The following is an 18676-nucleotide window of genomic DNA, read 5'->3' as shown; positions in this document are numbered from 1 at the left end:
GGGAACCTCCTAGGCGGGAAGGGTTTCGGATGAGGACTTCGCCGCGGCGGGCGGAGGCATTTGGGGAAGGCTGACTGTGAAGCGGGAACCGCGCTCCGGCTCGCTCTGCACCTCGATGGTGCCGCCATGGCCCTCGATGATTCCCCAGGTCACGGCGAGTCCGAGGCCGGTGCCGCGGTGGCCCTTGGTGGAGAAGAAAGGCTCGAACAGATGGGGTATGTTCTCGGCCGGGATGCCATGGCCATTGTCCTCGATGATCAGATCGAGCCGCTCCCCGTGGGCACGGGAAGCAAGCCGGATCTCGCCGCCATCGGAACCAAGGGCATCCGCGGCGTTCAGCAGCAGGTTCACCATCACCTGCTGGATCTGGTTGGCGTCCGCGTAGGCGGCGGGCAGATCCTCCGCCAGGTCCAGTGCGAGGCTCACGTGGCTCATCTGGAGCTGCTTCATCACCACCGCGACCGCGTGGCGCACCACCTCGTTCAGGTCCGTGGATTTCCGCGAAGGCGGCGTCGGCCGCGCGAAATCCAGCAATCCGCGGATGATGCCGCGGCACCGGATGGTCTCGCGGATGATCACGTCCAGATCCTCAGCCGCTGGAACGTCGGATTCGAAGCGTTTCTTCAGCAGCGAGGCGTAGCTGAGGACGCCCGTCAGGGGATTGTTGATCTCGTGCGCGATGCCCGCGGCCAGGCGCCCGACAGAGGCGAGCTTGTCGGCCTGGGTGAGCTGGAGCTGCGTGTCGGCCAGGCGATGGGTCATCTGGTTGAAGGCCGTGGCCAGGTCGCCCAGCTCATCGTGCGCCATGACGGGAATCGTGGTGGCCAGGTCCCCGTCCGCCACGCGCCGCGTTCCCTCCAGCAGCGCGGTGACGGGCTTCAGCACCAGCCGGCGGTTGAGCCACCAGAGGATCAGGCTGCTGGCGAGGAAGGCCATCACGCCGAGCGCTCCCATCATCGCCCGGCTGCGGGCGATTTCCGCATCGGCCTCGGCCATCGAGACGTTCACGTCCAGCACGCCCAGGACGCGCTTCGATGGATCGTGGGCATGGCAGGAAGCGGTAGAGCAGGAGGCCTCGTTCGGGATGGGGTTGATGATGCCCAGCACCCGGGTGCCGTCCCCCGCCGGGAAGATGCGGGCCCGCGCCTGGATGTCGAGCTTCTCCAGCGGGCGGCCTTCGGCGTGGCAGGCGTAGCAAGCCTCGCCGCGGATATCCAGGGCTGTCCCGATCTCCGCCTTGTCCGAGGAGAACATGATCTGCCCCTCCTTGTTGAAGAGGCGGACCTTCCGGATTCCTTCGCCCTGGAGCTCTCCGATGGCCCGGATCTGCCGGTGGAGGTTGTCCCGGCGGTTCTCGAGCATGTCGAAGTGGGTGCTGCTCTTGATGGACTCGCTGAGCTGGTTCGCGCTGCGGGTCCGTTCCGAAACGAGCTGGGCCGTGTGGGTGCGCACGATGGACGCGGTCATGAGGCCGATCACCGCCGCCGTCACCAGCCCGGCGCCAAGGATCATCCGCGTCCCGATGCGCGTGCGCATCCGTTCAACCCCCTTCTGGCCGCCCTTCGGCATGGACCGCCTGCTCGGGGAAGATGTTCAGGTACCTCACCGCCAGCGCGAACGCCGCCATCCCGATTCCCACGAGTCCGACGGAAATGATGATTTCCGGGAAGGAAGGCACGTAGCGGACGCCCGCGGCCCCTTCCATTCCGGTGATGCTCACGTTCAAGCGGTTGACCACGAAGCCAAGCACCGCAAGGAAGGACCCGGCCACCAGCCATGTGGGGTCCGTGCGCAGGCGCCGGAATGAAAGCAGCGCGACAGGCAGCAGCACGCCGAGCACGAATTCCACCAGGAACATTCGGCCTTCGTAGGTGAAGTCGGTGATCGCGCTGAACGCGCCGTTCCGGGCGATGGCCTGCAGCCGCATCATTCCGTAGATGCCCAGCGCCACGACCATGGCGCGGGCCAGGGGCTCCAGCAGGTCCATCTCCAGGTGGCGGCCGAAGGCCCGCTTGCTCATGTAGGATTCCAGGATCACCATGCCGATGCCCGCGCCGATGGCCGAGATGAAGAAGAAGAGCGGCAATAGCTGCGAGTACCAGAGCGGGTGGAGTTTAGACGGCACGATGAGGTAGAGGGATCCCAGCGAGGACTGGTGCAGCGTCGAGAGGAGGACACCGGCGATCACCAGCGGCGTGATGATGCCGTGGATGATGCGCATCGGGGCGTGGAATCCGAAGCGCTCCAGCACCACCGGCGCGAACTCGACGGCCAGGACGGTGGTGTAGAGCATCACGCACCAAGCCACCTCGAACATGACCGAATGGGGGTTCCAGTAGACGATGGCGTGCCAGATGCGCCAGGGCTGGCCCAGGTCGAACATGAGGGCCGTGATCACGAAGATGTACCCCAGGAACCCTGTCAGGATCGTCGGCCGCACGATGGGCTCGAATTTCTTGAGGTTGAAGAGATGGACCGCCGCCGTGAGCGTGAAGGCGCCGGCGGCCAGCCCCACGCCGCAGAGCAGGTCGAAGCCGATCCAGAGCCCCCATGGGAACTTGTCGCTCAGGTGGGTGACCGCACCCAACCCCTTGTAGAAGCGCAGCACCGTGACGATGCAGAAGGGAATGGTGACCAGCCCGAAAAAGAAGGTCCAGAATCCGGGGCGGAATTTTTTGGCGGGCAGGACGGCTGAGGTGGTCATGAGCGCCTCCCGGTGTGCGGATCGTCCGTGCTGGCCGTTCCTGGACTCCGGGGCGGAGGCTGGTGGGCCGAGACCGCTTCCCTGCGGGCGGTGATCCAGTGGACGCCGTAGAGGAAAACACCCCACACCGCGACGAAGTCCGGAATGTTCGAGAGCACCTGCCAGGTGCGCATGGCCGGGGGTTCGCCGGGAAGCGCGGCCTTGAGGCCCAGTTTCTCGAAGGGCTGGTTCGCCAGCATCATCACCGAGGTGCCGCCAGCCTCCGTCAACCCGTAGATGTGGTCCACGTACCCGGCGGGATTCTGCCGGATGCGGTCCTTGGCTTCCCGGATGAGGTCGGCCCGGCTGCCGAAGGTCGTCGCTCCCGCCGGACAGGCCTCGGCGCAAGCCGTGGGCTGCCCCTGCTTCACCCGGCTGGTGCACATGATGCACTTGCCGATGATGGGCACCGCGCGGTCCCACTGGTACTTCGGCACGTCGAAGGGGCAGGCCATCATGCAGTAGCGGCAGCCCATGCATTTTTCCGAATCATAGACAACGGGGCCCTCGGGCGTCTTGTGCAGCGCAGCCACGGGGCACACGGACGCGCAGGTGGGCACCAGGCAGTGCATGCAGAGATGCCGCACGAAGGTGTCCCCTTTAGGCTGGACGGTGGTCCAGGTGTAGGCGCTGGTCTCATCCTCGACCGGGCCCGGGAGCTTGTTCTGCTCCTTGCACGCCGAAGCGCAGGCGCCGCATCCGATGCAGCGGGTCGCGTCAAAAAGGAGTCCTACGGTCACGGACGCTCCTGCTAGAAAACATCCGGTGATTCACCAGGACGTTTTATGGAAAGCTCTACCCACCTTCCGGCAGAGTCAACCGAAACACGCTCAATTGGACCCCCTGGGTCTGAAAGTGTGAGGTTGATCACTCCATCGAAGATTTCCATTCCGGAATCCCATGGATCGGGGTCCCGACCTGCCAACCGAAAAACCTGGATCTCCCTGCCGGCCCGCTGATTTGTGATCAGGGTCATTGGAATGGATCCGAGGACTGGGTCATGCTTCTTCCGTCCTCCGCCCTGCTCGTGCACCAGAAGCTGGGATGGGGGCGAGGGCGTTCCGCGCGGATGTCCCTGGCGTCGAGGCACCACCGCGCCGCGCGTCCGCCCTCCTCCGCACTGTTCCAAAACCCCGGCCCCGGGATTCCCCCGGGACCATTCTCATCAAGGAGGCGCCATGCGCCGTTCCACCCTACTGCTGGCCGTCGCAGCATTCGCTTGCGCCCTGCCGGCCTCGGCCAAAATGCCCTGGGTCAAGGAGGCCCAGAAGCTCGGATTCAAAGCCGTCGAGAACTGCAAGTCCTGCCACGCCGGCGAGAAGAACGACGCCAAGAACCTCACCGCCATGGGCAAGTTCCTGATGGACCGGAAGACCAAAGAAAAGGCCGACAAGATCGACCTGAACTGGCTCAAGGACTTCAAGAAATAGTCCGGATCACAAAGCCTGACGAAGAAAGCGGCGCGGATGGATTCCGCGCCGCTTTTCGTGGTGCCGGTGGAAGCCCCGCTCAGGGGTGGGTCAGGTCCTGGAGGATCTTCGGGTCGGCCTCGTCCTGCGCCAGCACCGAATGGCAAAGCGCGCAGTCCTGCGAAATCTTGCGTCCATCGTCGGTCTTGTGCTCATCGTCGTGGCAGCGGAAGCAGCCGGTCGCCACGGTGTGTCCGAGGAAGCTCGGGTAGGCGCCCCAGGCGATCTTCATGCTGGGCCAGACATTGGAATTGTAGATCCCCTGCACGCTCGCCACGGCCGCTTCGATGGCCTGGGCCTTCGGCTTCGCCACCTCGGGGTAGGAAGACGAATAGAATCCCTGGAGAGCCTGGCGGATCTTGGCCTGGGCTTCTTCGCGCGAGGCGTAGTCGGCCTTGAGCGCCTTCACGGCCTCCCTGCGGATGAAGGGCAGCGTGCGGTCGATCCGGCCTTCGAAGAGGGCCGTGTCCACCTCTTCGTCAGGCAGCCGGTAGATGTGCGAAGGCCGGTTGTGGCAATCGACGCATTCCATGGCCCGCATGCCCTTCACGGGGTTGGCGAGCGGCGTGGAAGCTTTGTAAAGCCGCCGGGTGCCGTCGGGCAGCGTCAGCTCCACATCGCCGATGACCTCGCGCTTCTCATCGGAGGCGTAGCTCACCCGGACGCCGCGGTCCACGTGCCAGTGGATGCCGCGGGAGGTGGAGCCCATGCTCCCGCCCACGTGCAGCAGGAGGGCGGTCTTCTTCTCCGTGCTCTTCTCGTCCTCGTCGAACTTGGTGATGACCTTCAGGCGGTCGCCCACGAATTTGGTCGGCCAATGGCACTGCTCGCAGGTCTCCCGCGCGGGGCGGAGGTTGTGCACGGGCGTCGGAATGGGCCGCTGGTAGAGCTTGAACAGCACCGATACGAGCTGCCAGGAGCCCGAGAGCTTCGATTTCACGAACCAGCTCGCGCCCGAGCCGATGTGGCATTCCACGCACTTCACCCGCGCGTGGGGGGAGCGCTGGTAGGAGGTGAATTCCGGCGCCATCACGCTGTGGCAGGCGGTGCCGCAGAACTTCGTGGAGCCCATCACTTCCACGCCCTTGTAGGTGGCGGTGGCGACGATGACCACGTTGATGACCGTGAGCGCCGCGAAGATCAGGACCGTCTTGCGGACCCGGACCATGTTCAGGTCGATGACCGGGAAGTTGTCGGGTTCTGGCTCTTCGCCTTTTTCCGCCGCGAGCTTGGCCTTGCGCTGGGCGCGCCAGATCCCGAAGGGGATGAGAAGCAGGCCGCCGACGAAGAAGGCAGGGACGATCAGGAAGGCCATGATCCCGACGTAGGGGCCGCCGCTGAAGCCCACCAGCTCGATGGCGAACAGCGTCAGGAAGATGATCGCGCTGATGGTGGTGATCACCACGCCCGCCAAACTTATCGGGTTCCGCGAGACCTTGGCGAACAGGTTCTTCATCAAGAAAGCCTCCTTGTGTCCATGTTTCAACATTGATCAGCATAGGGCAATCCGGCCTCTGCCAAGCGGCAAGATCCCGGCGCCGCGGAGGAGTTGTGATGGATGCCACGGGGGCGGAACACAAAGGTCCCCGTTTTTGCAACGGCACCTGGATCGGCCAGCGCCCCGGCAAAACAAGTCACAACACCTAAGCCGGTACTTGGTCACAACTGGATGGGCATCGGGCCTAGCTCCTGGACAGGAATCCGGCGACGAGCAGAATGGGATCCGAGGGCCTCGCGGATTCGATTTGATGGTGGCCCACCTCGAGGCACGTATGTCCCTAGCACTGGCTGGCACGCTCTCGCTGATCCTGTGTACGGCAGTATCCGCGGCGCCGCGGCCCAAGGGCCAGGAGTGCGCCGAATGCCACGAATTCGACCTTCCAAAATTCGAAAAGAGCATCCACGGAAGCCTGGCCTGCCGGGACTGCCACAGCAGTATCGCCACCCTTCCCCACGCGGACAAACCGGCGAAGGTCAACTGTGGCGCCTGCCACGCGGACGAGGCCAAGGAGTACGCCAAGAGCATCCACGGCAGCGCGAAGAAAAGCGGGATGGCCGATTCGGCGAGCTGCACCTCCTGCCACGGCGCTCCGCATGAGATCCTCCCCGGCAGCGATCCGGCATCCAAAACCGCCAAGAAGAACATGGCCGACACCTGCGGCGCCTGCCACTCCAACCCCGATTTCCTGGCGCGCCACAAGATCCCCTTCGCCAAGCCTGTCGAGGCCTACCGGCTGAGCGTCCACGGACGCGCGGTGGCGCGTGGGGACAACAACGCCGCCTCCTGCTCCGATTGCCACGGCGGCCACAACATCACTTCGGGGAAGGACGAGAAATCCGGAACCGGCCATGAACGCGTGTCGAAAACCTGCGGCAAGTGCCACTCGGATGTGCTCGAGGTGTATTCCCAGAGCGTGCACGGCGTCGCGGTGAAGGCCGGTTCCAAGGGCGCTCCGGACTGCACGAGCTGCCACGGCGAACACAACCTCCTGGCCCCCGCCGAGGCCGGCTCCCTGGTGAATCCCGCCCGGGTCTCCACGGTGACCTGCGGCCGCTGCCATGCGGACGAGCGCCTGGCGGCCCGCTACAACATGGCCCAGGACAAGCTGCCGAGCTTCCAGGACAGCTTCCACGGCCTCGCCTCCCGGGGCGGATCCCAGACCGTCGCCAACTGCGCCTCCTGCCATGGCATCCACAACATCCTGGCCTCCACGGATCCGCGTTCCACCATCAATCCCAAGAACCTCGGCCAGACCTGCGGGCGCTGCCACCCCGGCGTCGGCCAGCGCTTCGCCATCGGCCCGGTGCATGTGCGCTCCGCCAGCATGAGCGAACACGTCTCCGTGAAATGGATCCGCCTCACCTACCTGTGGCTGATCCCGCTCACCATCGGGTTCATGCTGCTGCACAACGGGCTGGATTTCTTCGCCAAGCTGCGGCGCGGAAGGCATGCCAACGGCACCGGCGAACAGTTCCCGCGCATGAACCTGAAATTCCGCATCGGCCACGGCATGGTGGTGGTGAGCTTCATCACCCTGGTGGCCACCGGCTTCGCGCTGAAATACCCCGAAGCCGCCTGGGTCAAGTTCTTCTCCTTCTTCTCCCCGGACCTGCGGGGGCTCCTCCACCGCATCGCCGCGATCATCATCTCCGCGGGCACGCTGTTCCACCTGGTCCAGCTCGTGATGGTCAAGCGCGACCGCGTGATCCTTCCTGAACTGCTGCCCGGCTGGCAGGACGCCAAGGACATCTTCAACATGTTCCGTTTCAACCTGGGCCTCACCAAGACCCGGCCCACCTTCGGCATGTTCGGGTACCCCGAGAAGATGGAGTACTGGGCTTTCATGTGGGGCACGGTGGTGATGGCCGTGACGGGCTTCCTGCTCTGGGCCGAGAACTGGAGCCTGAGCCACCTCCCGAAATGGGTGCTGGACGCGGCCACCGCCGCCCACTGGTACGAGGCCATCCTCGCCACGCTCTCCATCCTGGTCTGGCACTGGTACCTGGTGATCTTCGACCCGGATGTCTATCCCATGGACAAGGCCTGGATCACGGGGAATACGTCTGGGGACCACGTGCGCGAAACCCGGCCCGAGTATTACCGCAAGACCCTTGGAAAGCAGGGCGACGAACCCGAGGTCGACTCTGACAACCCTGAAGCCTGAACCGCACCGCGAACCTCCACCTTACTGAATTCCCACCATTCCACAGGACCATGCCATGACCCGAACCAGTCCAGACCTCCAAGGCCGCCCCGATATAAGGCGGCGCAGGGGGAGCCTCGCGCTCGCCCTGCTCGCAAGCTGCATGCTGGGACTGGCGCCGCTCCAGGGCGCTCCCTTGGCGAAGGAAGCGAAGGAAAGCTGCCTCGATTGCCATGGCGAAAAGGATTTCACCAAGGAAGGGCCGAACGGGACCACCCTATCCCTGTTCGTGGACGCGGACCGTTTCGGCAAGGCCGTGCACGCCTCGCTGACGTGCAAGAGCTGCCATGGGGGCATGAACAAGGACCATCCGGGCGATGGCAACCCGCCGCCGAAGGTGGATTGCGGAAGCTGCCACACCGAGGAAGCCAAGATTTACGGGGCGAGCATCCACGGCATGAGCAAGGCCATGGGCTCGTCAGCCGCCGCGAATTGCGCGGATTGCCACGGGAACCACTACATCAGCCCCGTGAAGCAGACCGATTCGCCGGTCTACAAGATGAACCTTCCCACGACCTGCGCCAAATGCCACGCCAACAAGAACCTCACCGAGGAATACAAGATGAAGTACCCGATGGTGGGCTCCCAATACCAGGAGAGCATCCACGGGCAGGCCCTGCTGAAGAAGGGCCTCATCGTGGCGCCTAGCTGCAACGACTGCCACGGGGTCCACGACATCAAGCGCACCGTGGACCGCAGCTCGCCCATCAACCACGCCAATGTGGCCAAGACCTGCGGCAAATGCCACGTCAAGGTGGAGGAGATCTACAACAAGAGCATCCACGGCCAGCTGCTGGCCAAGGGCGATCCCCGGGGTCCGGTCTGCATCCAGTGCCATTCGGCCCACCAGATCGAGACACCCACCAGCGGGCATTTCAAATCGCTGGCGGACCAGACTTGCGGCAAGTGCCATGCGGACCGCCTGGAGCACTACCGCGACACCTACCACGGCAAGGCCATGGCCCTGGGAAGGACCAACGCCGCGAGGGATGTGGCCGCCTGCTACGACTGCCACGGGCACCACGATGTGATGCGCGCCTCGGACCCGAATTCCAGGCTCTCCGCGGCCAACATCGTCCAGACCTGCAAGCAATGCCACCCCAAGGCGAATGCCAGCTTCACGAGGTACGCGCCCCACGCCAACCCGCTGGACCGGAAGAACTATCCCCAGCTCTACTGGGTCTTCCTGGTGATGACGACGCTCCTCGTCGGAACCTTCACCGTTTTCGGCGCGCACACGCTGCTTTGGCTCTTCCGGTCGATCTGGCTGTACCGCCACGATTCGAAGCAGTTCCGCGAAGCGAAGATCAATATCGCCAAGGACGACGAGCAGTTCACCCGCTTCCAGCCCTTCGAGCGGTTCCTGCACCTGCTGGTGGTCACGAGCTTCCTGCTCCTGGTGCTCACGGGCATGCCGCTGAAGTTCTACTACACGGACTGGGCGAAGACCATGTTCGGGATCCTGGGCGGTCCGCAGGTCGCCCGCACCCTGCACCACTTCGGCGCGGTCATCACCTTCCTTTATTTCGCGCTCCACATCAGCGACACCCTCGTCCATTTCTGGAAGAACCGCGGCTACATGCGCGACCCCGAGACCGGGAAGATCGCCCTGAGCCGGCTGTGGAAGGCCATGAGCCATCCGGATTCCATGATCCCCACCAAGCAGGACCTGAAGGACCTCGTCGACCACAACAAGTGGTTCTTCGGCAAGGGACCGAAGCCGCAGTTCGACCGGTGGACCTACTTCGAGAAGTTCGATTACCTCGCCGTGTTCTGGGGCGTCTTCGCCATCGGCGTATCGGGCATGATCATGTGGTTCCCCGAGTTCTTCAGCCGCTTCATGCCCGGATGGATGATCAATGTCTCGTTGATCGTGCATTCCGACGAAGCCCTGCTGGCGGCGGGCTTCATCTTCACCGTCCACTTCTTCAACACGCACTTCCGGCTGGAGAAGTTCCCCATGGACACGGTCATCTTCTCGGGCAGGGTCTCCAAGAGCGAACTGCTCCACGAGCGCAAGCGCTGGTATGACCGCCTGCTCGCCGAAGGCCGCCTGGACAGCTTCCGGGTCAAGGATGAATGGGAGGCCTGGAAGGGCATCGCCCGCAGCTTCGGGTACATCTTCTTCGGCCTGGGCGTCGTGCTGCTCCTGCTCATCATCTACGCCATGACCTCGCGCCTCGCCCACTGACCCATCAAGGCATCGAGGCCATCCAGAAGATAAAAGGCGCCGGCCCTGCCGGCGCCTTTTCTTGATTGAGCGGGCCGGTTCGATTCCCGTCTGCCTGGTCTGCTTCGCATAGGAGCAGAATGGAAATCGCATCGGAGCTTGTGGATGGATGTGCCGGATGAGGTCTTCAAGGAATTCGTGGCCGAAGCGCTGGGCCTGATTCCAGCGGATTTCCGCGAGTACCTGGACAATGTGGAGGTGGTCATCGAGGAGCGGCCGCGCCGCGAGGTCGTGCGCGACCTGCGCCTACGGCACGGCCACGTCCTCTTCGGGCTGTACACCGGCGTTCCGCTGACGGAGCGCACCCATGACCCCGCCGCATTTCCGGACCGCATCACGCTCTACCGGGGAGCCCTTCTGGAGGAGTGCGAAAATCTGGAAGAGCTGCGCGACCAGGTGGTCACCACCGTCCTGCACGAGGTGGCCCATCATTTCGGCATCGGGGAAGACCGTCTCTCCGAGCTGGGATGGGGGTGAAATCAGGAATCCTGACGGCCCCTGGGCCCGGCTGTTCGCAACGGCTCACTGCAAGGTCGGGTGGGGCAGGTTCTCGCCGAGGATGAGCGTCATCTCTTCCAGCGGCCAGGACAACTGGAGGCGCGCGCCGGGCTCCAGGGCCGGGAAGGATTTGAGCCGCGGGGGCGGCAGCAGCATCACCTCTCCGGACCGGAGCGGCGGCAGTTCCAGGTGCTCCCAGGCATCCAGCCCGACGCTGCGGCGATGGCCGTCCGCGCGCAATTCCAGGTGGCCGGCCGGCAGCTCCAACGCCATCCACGCGCCGAGCAGGGTGGACTCCCCATCCTCCGCCGCGAGACAATATCCCCGGGCTTCGCCGAATCCGCCCACCACGCCGAGCATGATTTGCGGTTGGGAGGAAATCCTGGCTCCAGGCCCCTTGACCAGGAACCGGTCGCGATGGGTGCCGTCGGCCCTCCGCAATTGGATGGGCCGCGGCAGGCAGGGTAGCAAGGCCACGGATTCGGTGGGGGGTGCGAGCCAGGCGGGCAGGTCTCCGCGCTGGTTCCACTTCTCGGCGTAGGCCAGGGTCTGCTTGGCCCGCTGGAAGGCGCGGGCGCCGCCCTCCAGCAGCCTCCGCAGGCTGGGCGGAACGAGCGCATCCGCCAGCCCCTCGGGCTGGCCTTCCCCCAGTTTCCGCAGGCGGGCCTGCTCGATGCGGTTGAGGTCCGCCACCCGCCCATCCGCAAGGCGGGCCACCAGCGCCCGGCGTTCCACGGCGCCCTCGATGAATAGGCCGGTGCCGAGGATCATGCCTGTCCCTCCAGCCAGGCCCGGGTGGCGTCCAGGATCGGAGTCGGGCGGTTGGTCTTGAAGTCGAGCATGACTTGGACGGTCCTGGCCTCGGCCATCAGCAGCTGGTCCTGGGCCCGGAAGACGCGGTACACAAGATCGAAAGAGGTGTTTCCGATGCGGATGCACCGGAGCTGCACGCGGACCTCGTCGCTCAGGCGGATGGGCCGCCGGTAGTCCACCTCGATCCGGGCGATGAGGAAGCCTTCCGCCTCGAAGGGCCGTTCCCCCAGCCAACCCTGCCACCAGTAATACCGCGCCTGTTCGATGAGGGTCACTAGCACGGCGTTGTTGACGTGCCCCAGGGCATCCAGATCCCGGAAACGCACCTCGATGGAATGGGTGTAGGCCATGGAATCTCCTCGAATGAGCCTATCTCAGTCATCCTTATGCCATGGATCCTTCATCAAAAACCCGGCAAGGTCCCTGGAACCCCGACCGTCAGTGGGCGGATCCGCTCATCGCGGTGCTGGTCCTCATCTGCGCGCTCCTTGGGATGGTCCATATCCACGCCCGATCCATCGCGAAGGTCAGGCCCCCGGAACAGGTGGGGCTGCTGGGCCGCGTGGCGGAGGTCCAGGCGCTTGGACAAAAACTCGGCAAGGGGGCCGGCGTTTTCAAGGGCGGGCTCTCGAAACTGCAGGAGCGGTTGGATGATCCATGGGACAAGGCCATGCTCTCGGTGCTGCTGGCCGAATCCGGCGATGCGAAGGACCGGGCCGCCGCGCACGACCTCGCGCTGGGCGGCCCCCCGCCGCCGGGCCCGGGCGCGGTCTTCCGCCAGGGCTGGGCCTGGGCCTACGCGGATGGCCCCGCCTTGGGCCAGGGCGAGCAGGCGGTCCTTTCCCAGGCGTTGGGCGGCGACTATGGCGCCCGGTTGCTGAAGGCCAGATGGGCCGAGAAGCAGGGGCAGGATGGTGCCCGGCTGCGGAAGGAAGCCGAAGCCTTGGCCATGGGGCGTGTGCTGCTGTTCGGCATGGCGGGATTCGCTGTGCTGCTGCTGGCGTTCGCAGGTCTCGGCTTTGCCGTCATGCTGGTCATCACGCGGAAGATCCCGCGGCGGTTCTCCCCGGTGGTCTACGCGATAGGTCCCCGGGCCGCCCTGCTGGTCTTTTTCGGCTGGCTCACGATCCAGATGGGCTCAGGCTTCGTCGTGGCGCCACTGTTGGCGGCCCTGCCCTTCCTGAAACCCGTGGCCCTGCCCCTGGCCTACGGAATCCAGGCCGTCGCCGGGGTGGCCTTCCTCTGTTCCGCCGAAGGCATCACCTTCCGCGAGCTCCTGCGCCGGGTGGCGCCAGGCGCCCATGCCCGCAGCCTGGCCTGGGGCATCGGCTTCCTGGCCCTGGCCATGGCCTCGGTGCTCGCTGTGGCGCTGTTGATGAGCCCCTTCCTGAAATCCGCCCAACCGCCGCAAAAGGAGCTTCTTGATCTGGTGGCGAAAACCCGCGGCCCTTTCGCGCTTCCGCTCCTGTTCCTGACCGTCGCCGTGCTGGCTCCCTTTTTTGAAGAGCTCATGTTCCGGGGCTTCCTGCTCCCATGGCTGAGCCATCAATGGAAGACCTTGCGCGGAGGCACGCTCATGGCATTGGTGGCGACGGGGCTGCTGTTCGGCCTCATCCACCTGCAGCCCACCGCGCTGCCCACGCTTTCCACGCTGGGCATCGTGCTGGGGCTCGCGGTGCTCCGCACGGGAAACCTGCTCACGTCCATCCTGGTGCATGGGCTTTGGAATGGAGGGGTGTTCCTGTTCATGCGGTTCTTCCTGACCTAAGTCGGCCTTTGCCTGCGACCGAGATCAGGGACCGTAATGCCATCGATTTTGCGTGGAGCATCATCCATCGCGTCGGCCTGCGGCCGACATCAGGGCCCGTAACGCCTTCGATTTCCCTCGGAGTATCATCCATCGCGTCGGCCTGCGGCCGACATAAGGGCCCGTAACGCCTTGGCCAGGAAAGCGCTGGCCAAGGCGCAACGGGCCCTAATCGATCTTTTCGAGTTTCACGGGATTGGGAATGGCTTCGCCGGGCACCAGCACGCTGCGCCAGGGCCTGTAGCCGTTCAAGCTGATGCGGATTTCACCTACGCCGCCCAGGATGGAGGGGAGGTCGGTCATGGGTGTGCGCCCGACGTACACGCTGTTCAAGTGCACATCGGCGCCCGGCGGATCCGAAATCACCAGGAACCCTGGCCGCTTGGCATCCAGGGAGATCCGGAGTTTCACATCGCCCTCTTCGACCGCCACGAACCGGGGAATGTGGCCTTCCTTGTCGAGCCGCAGGCTCTTCGCCCGGCCGCTGACTTTCAGATCATGGATCGGCGTTCGGCCCACGAGGTTTCCATCGAGGTAGACCTCCGCATCCGTGGGCATGGACTCCAGGTTCAGCGTCCGGCGCGGATCCATGATCCGCGGGTAGACCCACCAGAACACCTGGAGGAAAATGATGAGTCCCGCGGCCCACTTCACGATGCGCCAGCCGTCAAAACCGGGCTCCACCTGCTCCTGGCGGGTGTACATCCGGCGCGCGTTGCGGTCTTTGTCGGTGGTGCGGCCTGGCGTGGTGCGGAGCGGATCCTGGCTGGAAGGGGATTCTTCGTCCAAGTCGATGCGGACGGAGGTGCCGCCCGGGCGCAATTTCCGGCTGGATTGGTACTCGGGCTCCGGCGGAGGAGCCTCGAGGCCCATCTGGGCCTGGTTGCGCCGCTGGGACATGATGTCGCCGACATCATCCTCCTGCGCGAGGGAGGCGAAGAGCCTGGATCGCAGGTTGGTGGGGCCCGGAAGGGCATCGATCAATTCTTCGATGAAATCCAGCAGCGTGGCGTACCGGTCATCGGCGTCGGCCGCCAGCGCCCGCCTGAACACGGCCGCGAGCTTGGGCGGCATGTCCGGAGGGATGGCCACCGGGTACTGCAGGATGTGGATGAGGATGGCCGTGAGATTGCTGCCGGGATGGGGCAGCCTGCCCGTGAGCAATTCGAAGGTCGCAGCCGCAAAGGAATAGCGGTCCGAACTGGGAGTTCCATCGCTGCCTTTGAGCACTTCCGGCGGGGAATAGGCCGGAGACCCTAGAAAATCCCCGGTGCTGGTGATGCGCAGCGCCAGGGTCTGGGCGTAGCCCTGGCTCACCACCGCGTCTTCGGGGTCGATGGCGGAGGGCTCCCGGAACATCGGGCGCTCCGAGGAAAGGCTCATCTGGCCCAGGGTGCGCGCGATGCCGAAGTCCATGAGCTTGGCCCGGCCGTTCTCGCTGATCAGGATGTTTTCGGGCTTCACGTCCCGGTGCACGATGCCCAGCCGGTGGGCCGCGCGGAGCGCCCGCATGGCCTGGATGAGCACCCGGACCGAGGTCTCGAGGTCGAGATCCTTGTCCTTGATGTGCTTGGCCAGGCTCTTGCCCTCCACGTATTCCATGGCCAGGAAGGGGCCGACGTCGGGCTCCAGTCCCACATCGAACACGGTCACCACGTTGGGGTGGTTCAACTGGGCGCTGATCTCCGCTTCGCGGCGGAACCGGGCCATGGCGTGTTCGCGGGCTTCCTCGTAGGTGGTCACCACCTTGATGGCCACCCAACGCTTGAGCATGGGATCTTCAGCCAGGTACACCGTCCCCATGCCGCCTTTGCCGAGGGGGCGTTTGATCAGGTACCTGCCTACGCGTTGGGGGTCCGCCATAGAGCCTGTTGAGATCCGTCAAGAATGTTGAATATAGCCAGCCTGGGCGCTGTCCGGTGGTGAAGTCTTGTTAATTGATGTCTGAAATAACCGAATCCTTCGATAAAATGTACCTTTTGGAGTCTCTATGGCAGCCCTCATCGAAGCCATCGGCATCAAACGCAAGATGTACTTCGAGCTGGAGGACACCCCGTTTCACTGCCTGGATGCCGAGATTTCGACACCCACGGCCAGGGGCGGGCAGACCCTGGTGCGGCTGAAGATGCGGAATCTCCTGACCGGAGCCGTCTTCGACAAGACCTTCAAGGCCGGCGACAAATTCAAAGAACCGGACCTTGCCATGGTACCCGCCAGTTTTCTCTATGCCGATGGGGATGGCGGCCATTTCATGGACCAGGAGACCTTCGAGACCCATGAGATCAACGCCGACATGCTCGGCGACGCGCTGGACTTCCTCGTCGAAGGCATGCTCGTGCAGATCCAGAAATTCAACGGCAATCCCATCGGCATCCAGCTGCCCACGCACGTGGAACTGGCGGTCACCTATACCGAGCCCGGCGCGCGGGGCGACACGGCCTCGGGCAACGTCACCAAGCCCGCCAAGTTGGAAACCGGCATCGAGATCCGGGTGCCGCTGTTCATCAAGGAAGGCGAAAAAGTGAAGGTCAGCACCGAGACCAGGGAATTCGCAGGAAGGGCATGACCCGCAAATTCCGCCTCGGCCAGAGCCGGGAAGCCCAGGACCTTGACCATCGGGAGGTCTATTCCCACGAACGGAAGTCCGACAGCAAGCGCCGCCAGCAATCCGCCGGGCGCATCCAGACAGGCATCGAGGGCCACGATCCCGAATCCATGCTGCGCCTGCCGGATGCCACGCCCTGGCTGCATCTGCCCGAGGCCATCCTGATCCAGCGCCACAGCCAATGGGTGGATCTGGAATTGGCGGACCGCAGCCTGCTGCTGGCGACCCTTTCCGGAAAGCTGAAAGGCGTGAAGCTCGTGGTGGGCGACCGCGTCCGGTATTCCCCCGTGCCGCTGGAGGAACCGGAGCTGGTCTTCGACAAGAAGCGCCCGCAGGCCCAGGTGATCGCCGTGTCGCCGCGGAGCACGCTGCTCAAGCGCGGCGGCATCGATGACCGCGAACCCTGGCAGCTCATCTGCGCCAATGCCGACGAACTCTGGGCCTGCGCCGCCGTGGTGGATCCGCCCATGCGGCCGGGGCTCCTGGAGCGGGCCCAGGCCCTCGCCCTCGCCGCGGGCCTCGCGTTCCGCATCATCGTCACCAAGCGGGACCGCGCCTCAGTCAAGGACACCTTGCCGGAACTCGATCCCCTTCGGGAGCAAGGCCTGCCCATCCTTGAAACCAGCGCCACCCAGGGCACCGGCCTGGATGAGATCCAGGCCCTGCTCGCGCACCGGACGGCCGTGCTGGTGGGCCATAGCGGCGTGGGCAAAAGCACGCTGGTGAACGCGCTGTTGCCCGGCGCCGGCATTCCCACCGGCGACATCAGCCGGTATGGCACCGGCCGGCAGACCACCACCGCAGCACGCTGGCTGCCGATGCCGCAGGGCGGCACCTTGATCGACACGCCGGGCATCCGCACCCTCAGCGTCCGGGGCCTCGACCGCGGCCTCCTTGCCCGCGTCTTCCCGGAATTCCCTGGCGAGATCATCGAGGATCCCACCGCCTATGATCCCTTCGACGAGGACCTGGACCTCGACTACCCGGAACGCCTGCAAAGCCTCCAGCGGCTCTGGCAGGAAATGGACACCCGCAACCCCAACCAGAACGTCCATAGGTAGCGCCCGTGCAAGACCGCATGCAAAGCGATTCCAGGCTCCTGGGGCTTGCCTACAAGGCGGTCTTCGGGACGCTCTTCCCCCTGTTCAAATTCGCGTCGCGGACCTTCAAGCGGCGGAAGCGGGGGCATGAAATCGCGGACCAGATCATGACGGCCTTCATGGATCTGCGCCCGAAATACCTGGATGCAGTGAAAGGCAACGTCGCCCAGGTGCTCGGCCTGAAGCTCGCCGATCCCCTGGTGGAGGCCACCGCCCGGAGAGTGGTCCGCAACCACGCCTATTCTTGGGTGGATTTTTTCCGCTTCGCCCAGCGCCCGCCGGAAGAAGCCTTGGAACTCGTGAAATCGACCCCCTCCTTCGCCAACCTGGAGCGGGTGGTCGCGGAAGGGAAAGGCGGCATCCTGCTCACCGCCCACGCCGGCAACTACGAACTGGGCGGCATCCTGCTGCGGTCGAGGAACCTTCCCGTCCACGCCGTCTACAAGCCCGACCGCTTTGAGGCCGTCGAACGCCTCCGCAGCGACATGCGGGCCGCCGGGGGCGTGGTGGGCATCCCCGTGGATGGCGTCGGCTTCTCCACGCTGCCCCTCGTGAAGCTGCTCCGGGAGGGCAAGCTGGTGGGCATGCAAGGCGACCGGGACTTCAGCCTGAACGGCTTGAAAATCCCCTTTTTCGGCCGGGATGCCTTCTTCCCGCGGGGTCCCTGGGAATTGGCGGCCATGACCGGCGCGCCAGTCCTATGCGGCCTTTTCTTCATGGATGCCGACCAGGACTTCCATGCGATCTTCACCGAACCGATCACCATCCGCGCCCCGAGGGGGGAACGCATGGTGGAGATCGAAGCGGCCATGAGGCGCTATGTCGCGATGCTCGAGGATTTCATCCGCGCGCACCCGGACCAGTGGTACTGCTTCTATCCCTTCTGGGACGATCCGATGCGGGAGGCCTGAATCCGCTTCAGCCCCAGGCCATGCCCTCATCAGGGACCTGCCCGGAAAGATGCAGTTTCAGCACCTCGAAATTCGGGGAGAGATCGAAGTCGCGCGGCATGATGTAGCTCGGATGCCGGGCCATGATGCGGGTGCGGGCAGGGTCGCCCGCGGCCGGATTGGCGACCCGGATCATGGGCTGGATGGGGTAGTTGGCTTTGTAGAAGGCCTTGGCGATGAGCGCCGAACAGATGACCTCGCGGCTGCCGGAACTGCCGAAATAGAAAGGGCGCCGCCGGAATTTCCGGGGCAGCAGGTGGAAGGGGGTGAGGTATCGCGCCAGGTCCAGGATGTTGCGGCGGTCGTACTGGACGCCCAGATGGCTCAGCACCACCGACAGCACCCGGTCCCGGTCATCCATCAGCAATCCATGGGGACGGCAGACCCGGATGTTGCGGTCCTGGTATTTCGACAGGGGCCTGACCGTGACACCGTTGATCATGTCGCTCTCGACCAGAAGCGAGGTCGCTTCCTCGCCAAAACTTTCCAGCGCCTCAGCGGCGTGGGGGCCGCCCCACCGCAGCAGGGCGTCCCCGATGTAGATGGCCGCGTGGCTCCAGGAGCTTTGGGTCAGGTACATGATCATCTGGCTGATGCGGCTATTGCCCTCCACCAGCAGGATGTCGCAGGGTTCCATGGTTTCCCGCATCCGCGGCAGGTCGTTGGGCACGCGCCGCTGGTATCCCGGCAACTCGCCGGTCAGGTAGCGGATCAGCCAAGTGGCGATGGCGTCGTGGATGCCCATGGACCCTAGCAT

The 18676-nt window shown here is 64.7% G+C and carries 16 protein-coding genes; 8 read left to right on the top strand and 8 right to left on the bottom strand.

The genetic code is table 11. The annotated features are described in order from the left end of the window. Positions 1 to 9: 9 nt before the first annotated feature. The 3 genes from IPQ13_04720 to IPQ13_04710 are packed head-to-tail and all read right to left on the bottom strand — an operon-like array spanning position 10 to position 3483. Positions 10 to 1536, bottom strand: a complete 1527-nt coding sequence (locus tag IPQ13_04720; protein ID MBL0210205.1) for a HAMP domain-containing protein — start codon at positions 1534 to 1536, stop codon at positions 10 to 12. A gap of 4 nt (positions 1537 to 1540) precedes the next feature. Then, positions 1541 to 2704, bottom strand: coding sequence for a Ni/Fe-hydrogenase cytochrome b subunit (hybB, locus tag IPQ13_04715; GenBank protein ID MBL0210204.1), 1164 nt, complete (start codon positions 2702 to 2704; stop codon positions 1541 to 1543). After that, positions 2701 to 3483, bottom strand: coding sequence for a 4Fe-4S dicluster domain-containing protein (locus IPQ13_04710; protein ID MBL0210203.1), 783 nt, complete (start codon positions 3481 to 3483; stop codon positions 2701 to 2703). The genes hybB and IPQ13_04710 overlap by 4 nt, the downstream gene beginning before the upstream one ends. A gap of 438 nt (positions 3484 to 3921) precedes the next feature. Here IPQ13_04710 and IPQ13_04705 point away from each other — a divergent pair, with 438 nt between their 5' ends. Further along, entirely contained in the window at positions 3922 to 4173 is a 252-nt protein-coding gene (locus tag IPQ13_04705; GenBank protein MBL0210202.1) for a hypothetical protein, read from the top strand. Between the two features lie 79 nt (positions 4174 to 4252). Here IPQ13_04705 and IPQ13_04700 read toward each other — a convergent pair whose 3' ends face one another. Next, positions 4253 to 5668 carry a NapC/NirT family cytochrome c gene (locus IPQ13_04700; GenBank protein ID MBL0210201.1) on the bottom strand — a complete coding sequence of 472 codons (1416 nt, stop codon included), beginning with the start codon at positions 5666 to 5668 and terminating at the stop codon, positions 4253 to 4255. Between the two features lie 316 nt (positions 5669 to 5984). Between IPQ13_04700 and IPQ13_04695 the strand changes: the two genes are divergently transcribed. From IPQ13_04695 to IPQ13_04685, 3 genes are all read left to right on the top strand, one after another. Further along, entirely contained in the window at positions 5985 to 7877 is a 1893-nt protein-coding gene (locus IPQ13_04695) for a cytochrome b/b6 domain-containing protein (protein MBL0210200.1), read from the top strand. Between the two features lie 55 nt (positions 7878 to 7932). Next, positions 7933 to 10107, top strand: a complete 2175-nt coding sequence (locus tag IPQ13_04690) for a cytochrome b/b6 domain-containing protein (GenBank protein ID MBL0210199.1) — start codon at positions 7933 to 7935, stop codon at positions 10105 to 10107. A gap of 144 nt (positions 10108 to 10251) precedes the next feature. Then, positions 10252 to 10623 (top strand): metallopeptidase family protein, encoded by a 372-nt coding sequence (locus IPQ13_04685; GenBank protein MBL0210198.1) that lies wholly within the window; start codon positions 10252 to 10254, stop codon positions 10621 to 10623. A gap of 45 nt (positions 10624 to 10668) precedes the next feature. Here the strand turns inward: IPQ13_04685 and IPQ13_04680 are convergent, their stop codons facing one another. Next, a complete protein-coding gene (locus tag IPQ13_04680) occupies positions 10669 to 11415 on the bottom strand; it encodes a hypothetical protein (protein ID MBL0210197.1) in 747 nt (248 codons plus the stop codon). Then, positions 11412 to 11807: an acyl-CoA thioesterase gene (locus tag IPQ13_04675; GenBank protein MBL0210196.1), complete on the bottom strand. Its 396-nt coding sequence runs from the start codon at positions 11805 to 11807 to the stop codon at positions 11412 to 11414. Before IPQ13_04675 ends, IPQ13_04680 begins: the two co-directional genes overlap by 4 nt. Positions 11808 to 11848: 41 nt before the next feature. Between IPQ13_04675 and IPQ13_04670 the strand changes: the two genes are divergently transcribed. Continuing rightward, positions 11849 to 13225 carry a CPBP family intramembrane metalloprotease gene (locus IPQ13_04670; protein MBL0210195.1) on the top strand — a complete coding sequence of 459 codons (1377 nt, stop codon included), beginning with the start codon at positions 11849 to 11851 and terminating at the stop codon, positions 13223 to 13225. A 207-nt stretch (positions 13226 to 13432) separates the two neighbouring features. Here IPQ13_04670 and IPQ13_04665 read toward each other — a convergent pair whose 3' ends face one another. Then, positions 13433 to 15127, bottom strand: coding sequence for a serine/threonine protein kinase (locus IPQ13_04665; protein MBL0210194.1), 1695 nt, complete (start codon positions 15125 to 15127; stop codon positions 13433 to 13435). 127 nt (positions 15128 to 15254) lie between these two features. Between IPQ13_04665 and efp the strand changes: the two genes are divergently transcribed. Genes efp through IPQ13_04650 form a run of 3 tightly spaced genes read left to right on the top strand, consistent with a single transcriptional unit; the run spans position 15255 to position 17880 of the window. Next, entirely contained in the window at positions 15255 to 15830 is a 576-nt protein-coding gene (gene efp / locus IPQ13_04660; GenBank protein ID MBL0210193.1) for an elongation factor P, read from the top strand. Next, complete coding sequence (gene rsgA, locus IPQ13_04655) at positions 15827 to 16930, top strand: ribosome small subunit-dependent GTPase A (protein ID MBL0210192.1); 1104 nt, start codon at positions 15827 to 15829, stop codon at positions 16928 to 16930. Before efp ends, rsgA begins: the two co-directional genes overlap by 4 nt. A gap of 5 nt (positions 16931 to 16935) precedes the next feature. Then, positions 16936 to 17880, top strand: coding sequence for a lysophospholipid acyltransferase family protein (locus IPQ13_04650; protein ID MBL0210191.1), 945 nt, complete (start codon positions 16936 to 16938; stop codon positions 17878 to 17880). Positions 17881 to 17887: 7 nt separating this feature from the next. Here IPQ13_04650 and IPQ13_04645 read toward each other — a convergent pair whose 3' ends face one another. After that, complete coding sequence (locus IPQ13_04645) at positions 17888 to 18676, bottom strand: lipo-like protein (protein MBL0210190.1); 789 nt, start codon at positions 18674 to 18676, stop codon at positions 17888 to 17890.

Source organism: Holophagaceae bacterium (assembly GCA_016720465.1).
Classification (GTDB): domain Bacteria; phylum Acidobacteriota; class Holophagae; order Holophagales; family Holophagaceae; genus JANXPB01.
The sequence above is the reverse complement of the archived record's forward strand: the minus strand, read 5'-3'. Positions and strand labels throughout refer to the sequence as shown.

What these genes read in the sequence shown, in the direction of transcription:
- IPQ13_04680 (MBL0210197.1), bottom strand. Translation starts at nt 11,415, where the DNA reads ATGATCCTCGGCACCGGCCTATTCATCGAGGGCGCCGTGGAACGCCGG.
- IPQ13_04675 (MBL0210196.1), bottom strand. Translation starts at nt 11,807, where the DNA reads ATGGCCTACACCCATTCCATCGAGGTGCGTTTCCGGGATCTGGATGCC.
- IPQ13_04705 (MBL0210202.1), top strand. Translation starts at nt 3,922, where the DNA reads ATGCGCCGTTCCACCCTACTGCTGGCCGTCGCAGCATTCGCTTGCGCC.
- IPQ13_04700 (MBL0210201.1), bottom strand. Translation starts at nt 5,668, where the DNA reads ATGAAGAACCTGTTCGCCAAGGTCTCGCGGAACCCGATAAGTTTGGCG.
- IPQ13_04670 (MBL0210195.1), top strand. Translation starts at nt 11,849, where the DNA reads ATGGATCCTTCATCAAAAACCCGGCAAGGTCCCTGGAACCCCGACCGT.
- IPQ13_04645 (MBL0210190.1), bottom strand. Translation starts at nt 18,676, where the DNA reads ATGCTAGGGTCCATGGGCATCCACGACGCCATCGCCACTTGGCTGATC.
- IPQ13_04685 (MBL0210198.1), top strand. Translation starts at nt 10,252, where the DNA reads ATGGATGTGCCGGATGAGGTCTTCAAGGAATTCGTGGCCGAAGCGCTG.
- efp (MBL0210193.1), top strand. Translation starts at nt 15,255, where the DNA reads ATGGCAGCCCTCATCGAAGCCATCGGCATCAAACGCAAGATGTACTTC.
- hybB (MBL0210204.1), bottom strand. Translation starts at nt 2,704, where the DNA reads ATGACCACCTCAGCCGTCCTGCCCGCCAAAAAATTCCGCCCCGGATTC.
- IPQ13_04665 (MBL0210194.1), bottom strand. Translation starts at nt 15,127, where the DNA reads ATGGCGGACCCCCAACGCGTAGGCAGGTACCTGATCAAACGCCCCCTC.
- IPQ13_04695 (MBL0210200.1), top strand. Translation starts at nt 5,985, where the DNA reads ATGTCCCTAGCACTGGCTGGCACGCTCTCGCTGATCCTGTGTACGGCA.
- IPQ13_04690 (MBL0210199.1), top strand. Translation starts at nt 7,933, where the DNA reads ATGACCCGAACCAGTCCAGACCTCCAAGGCCGCCCCGATATAAGGCGG.
- rsgA (MBL0210192.1), top strand. Translation starts at nt 15,827, where the DNA reads ATGACCCGCAAATTCCGCCTCGGCCAGAGCCGGGAAGCCCAGGACCTT.
- IPQ13_04720 (MBL0210205.1), bottom strand. Translation starts at nt 1,536, where the DNA reads ATGCGCACGCGCATCGGGACGCGGATGATCCTTGGCGCCGGGCTGGTG.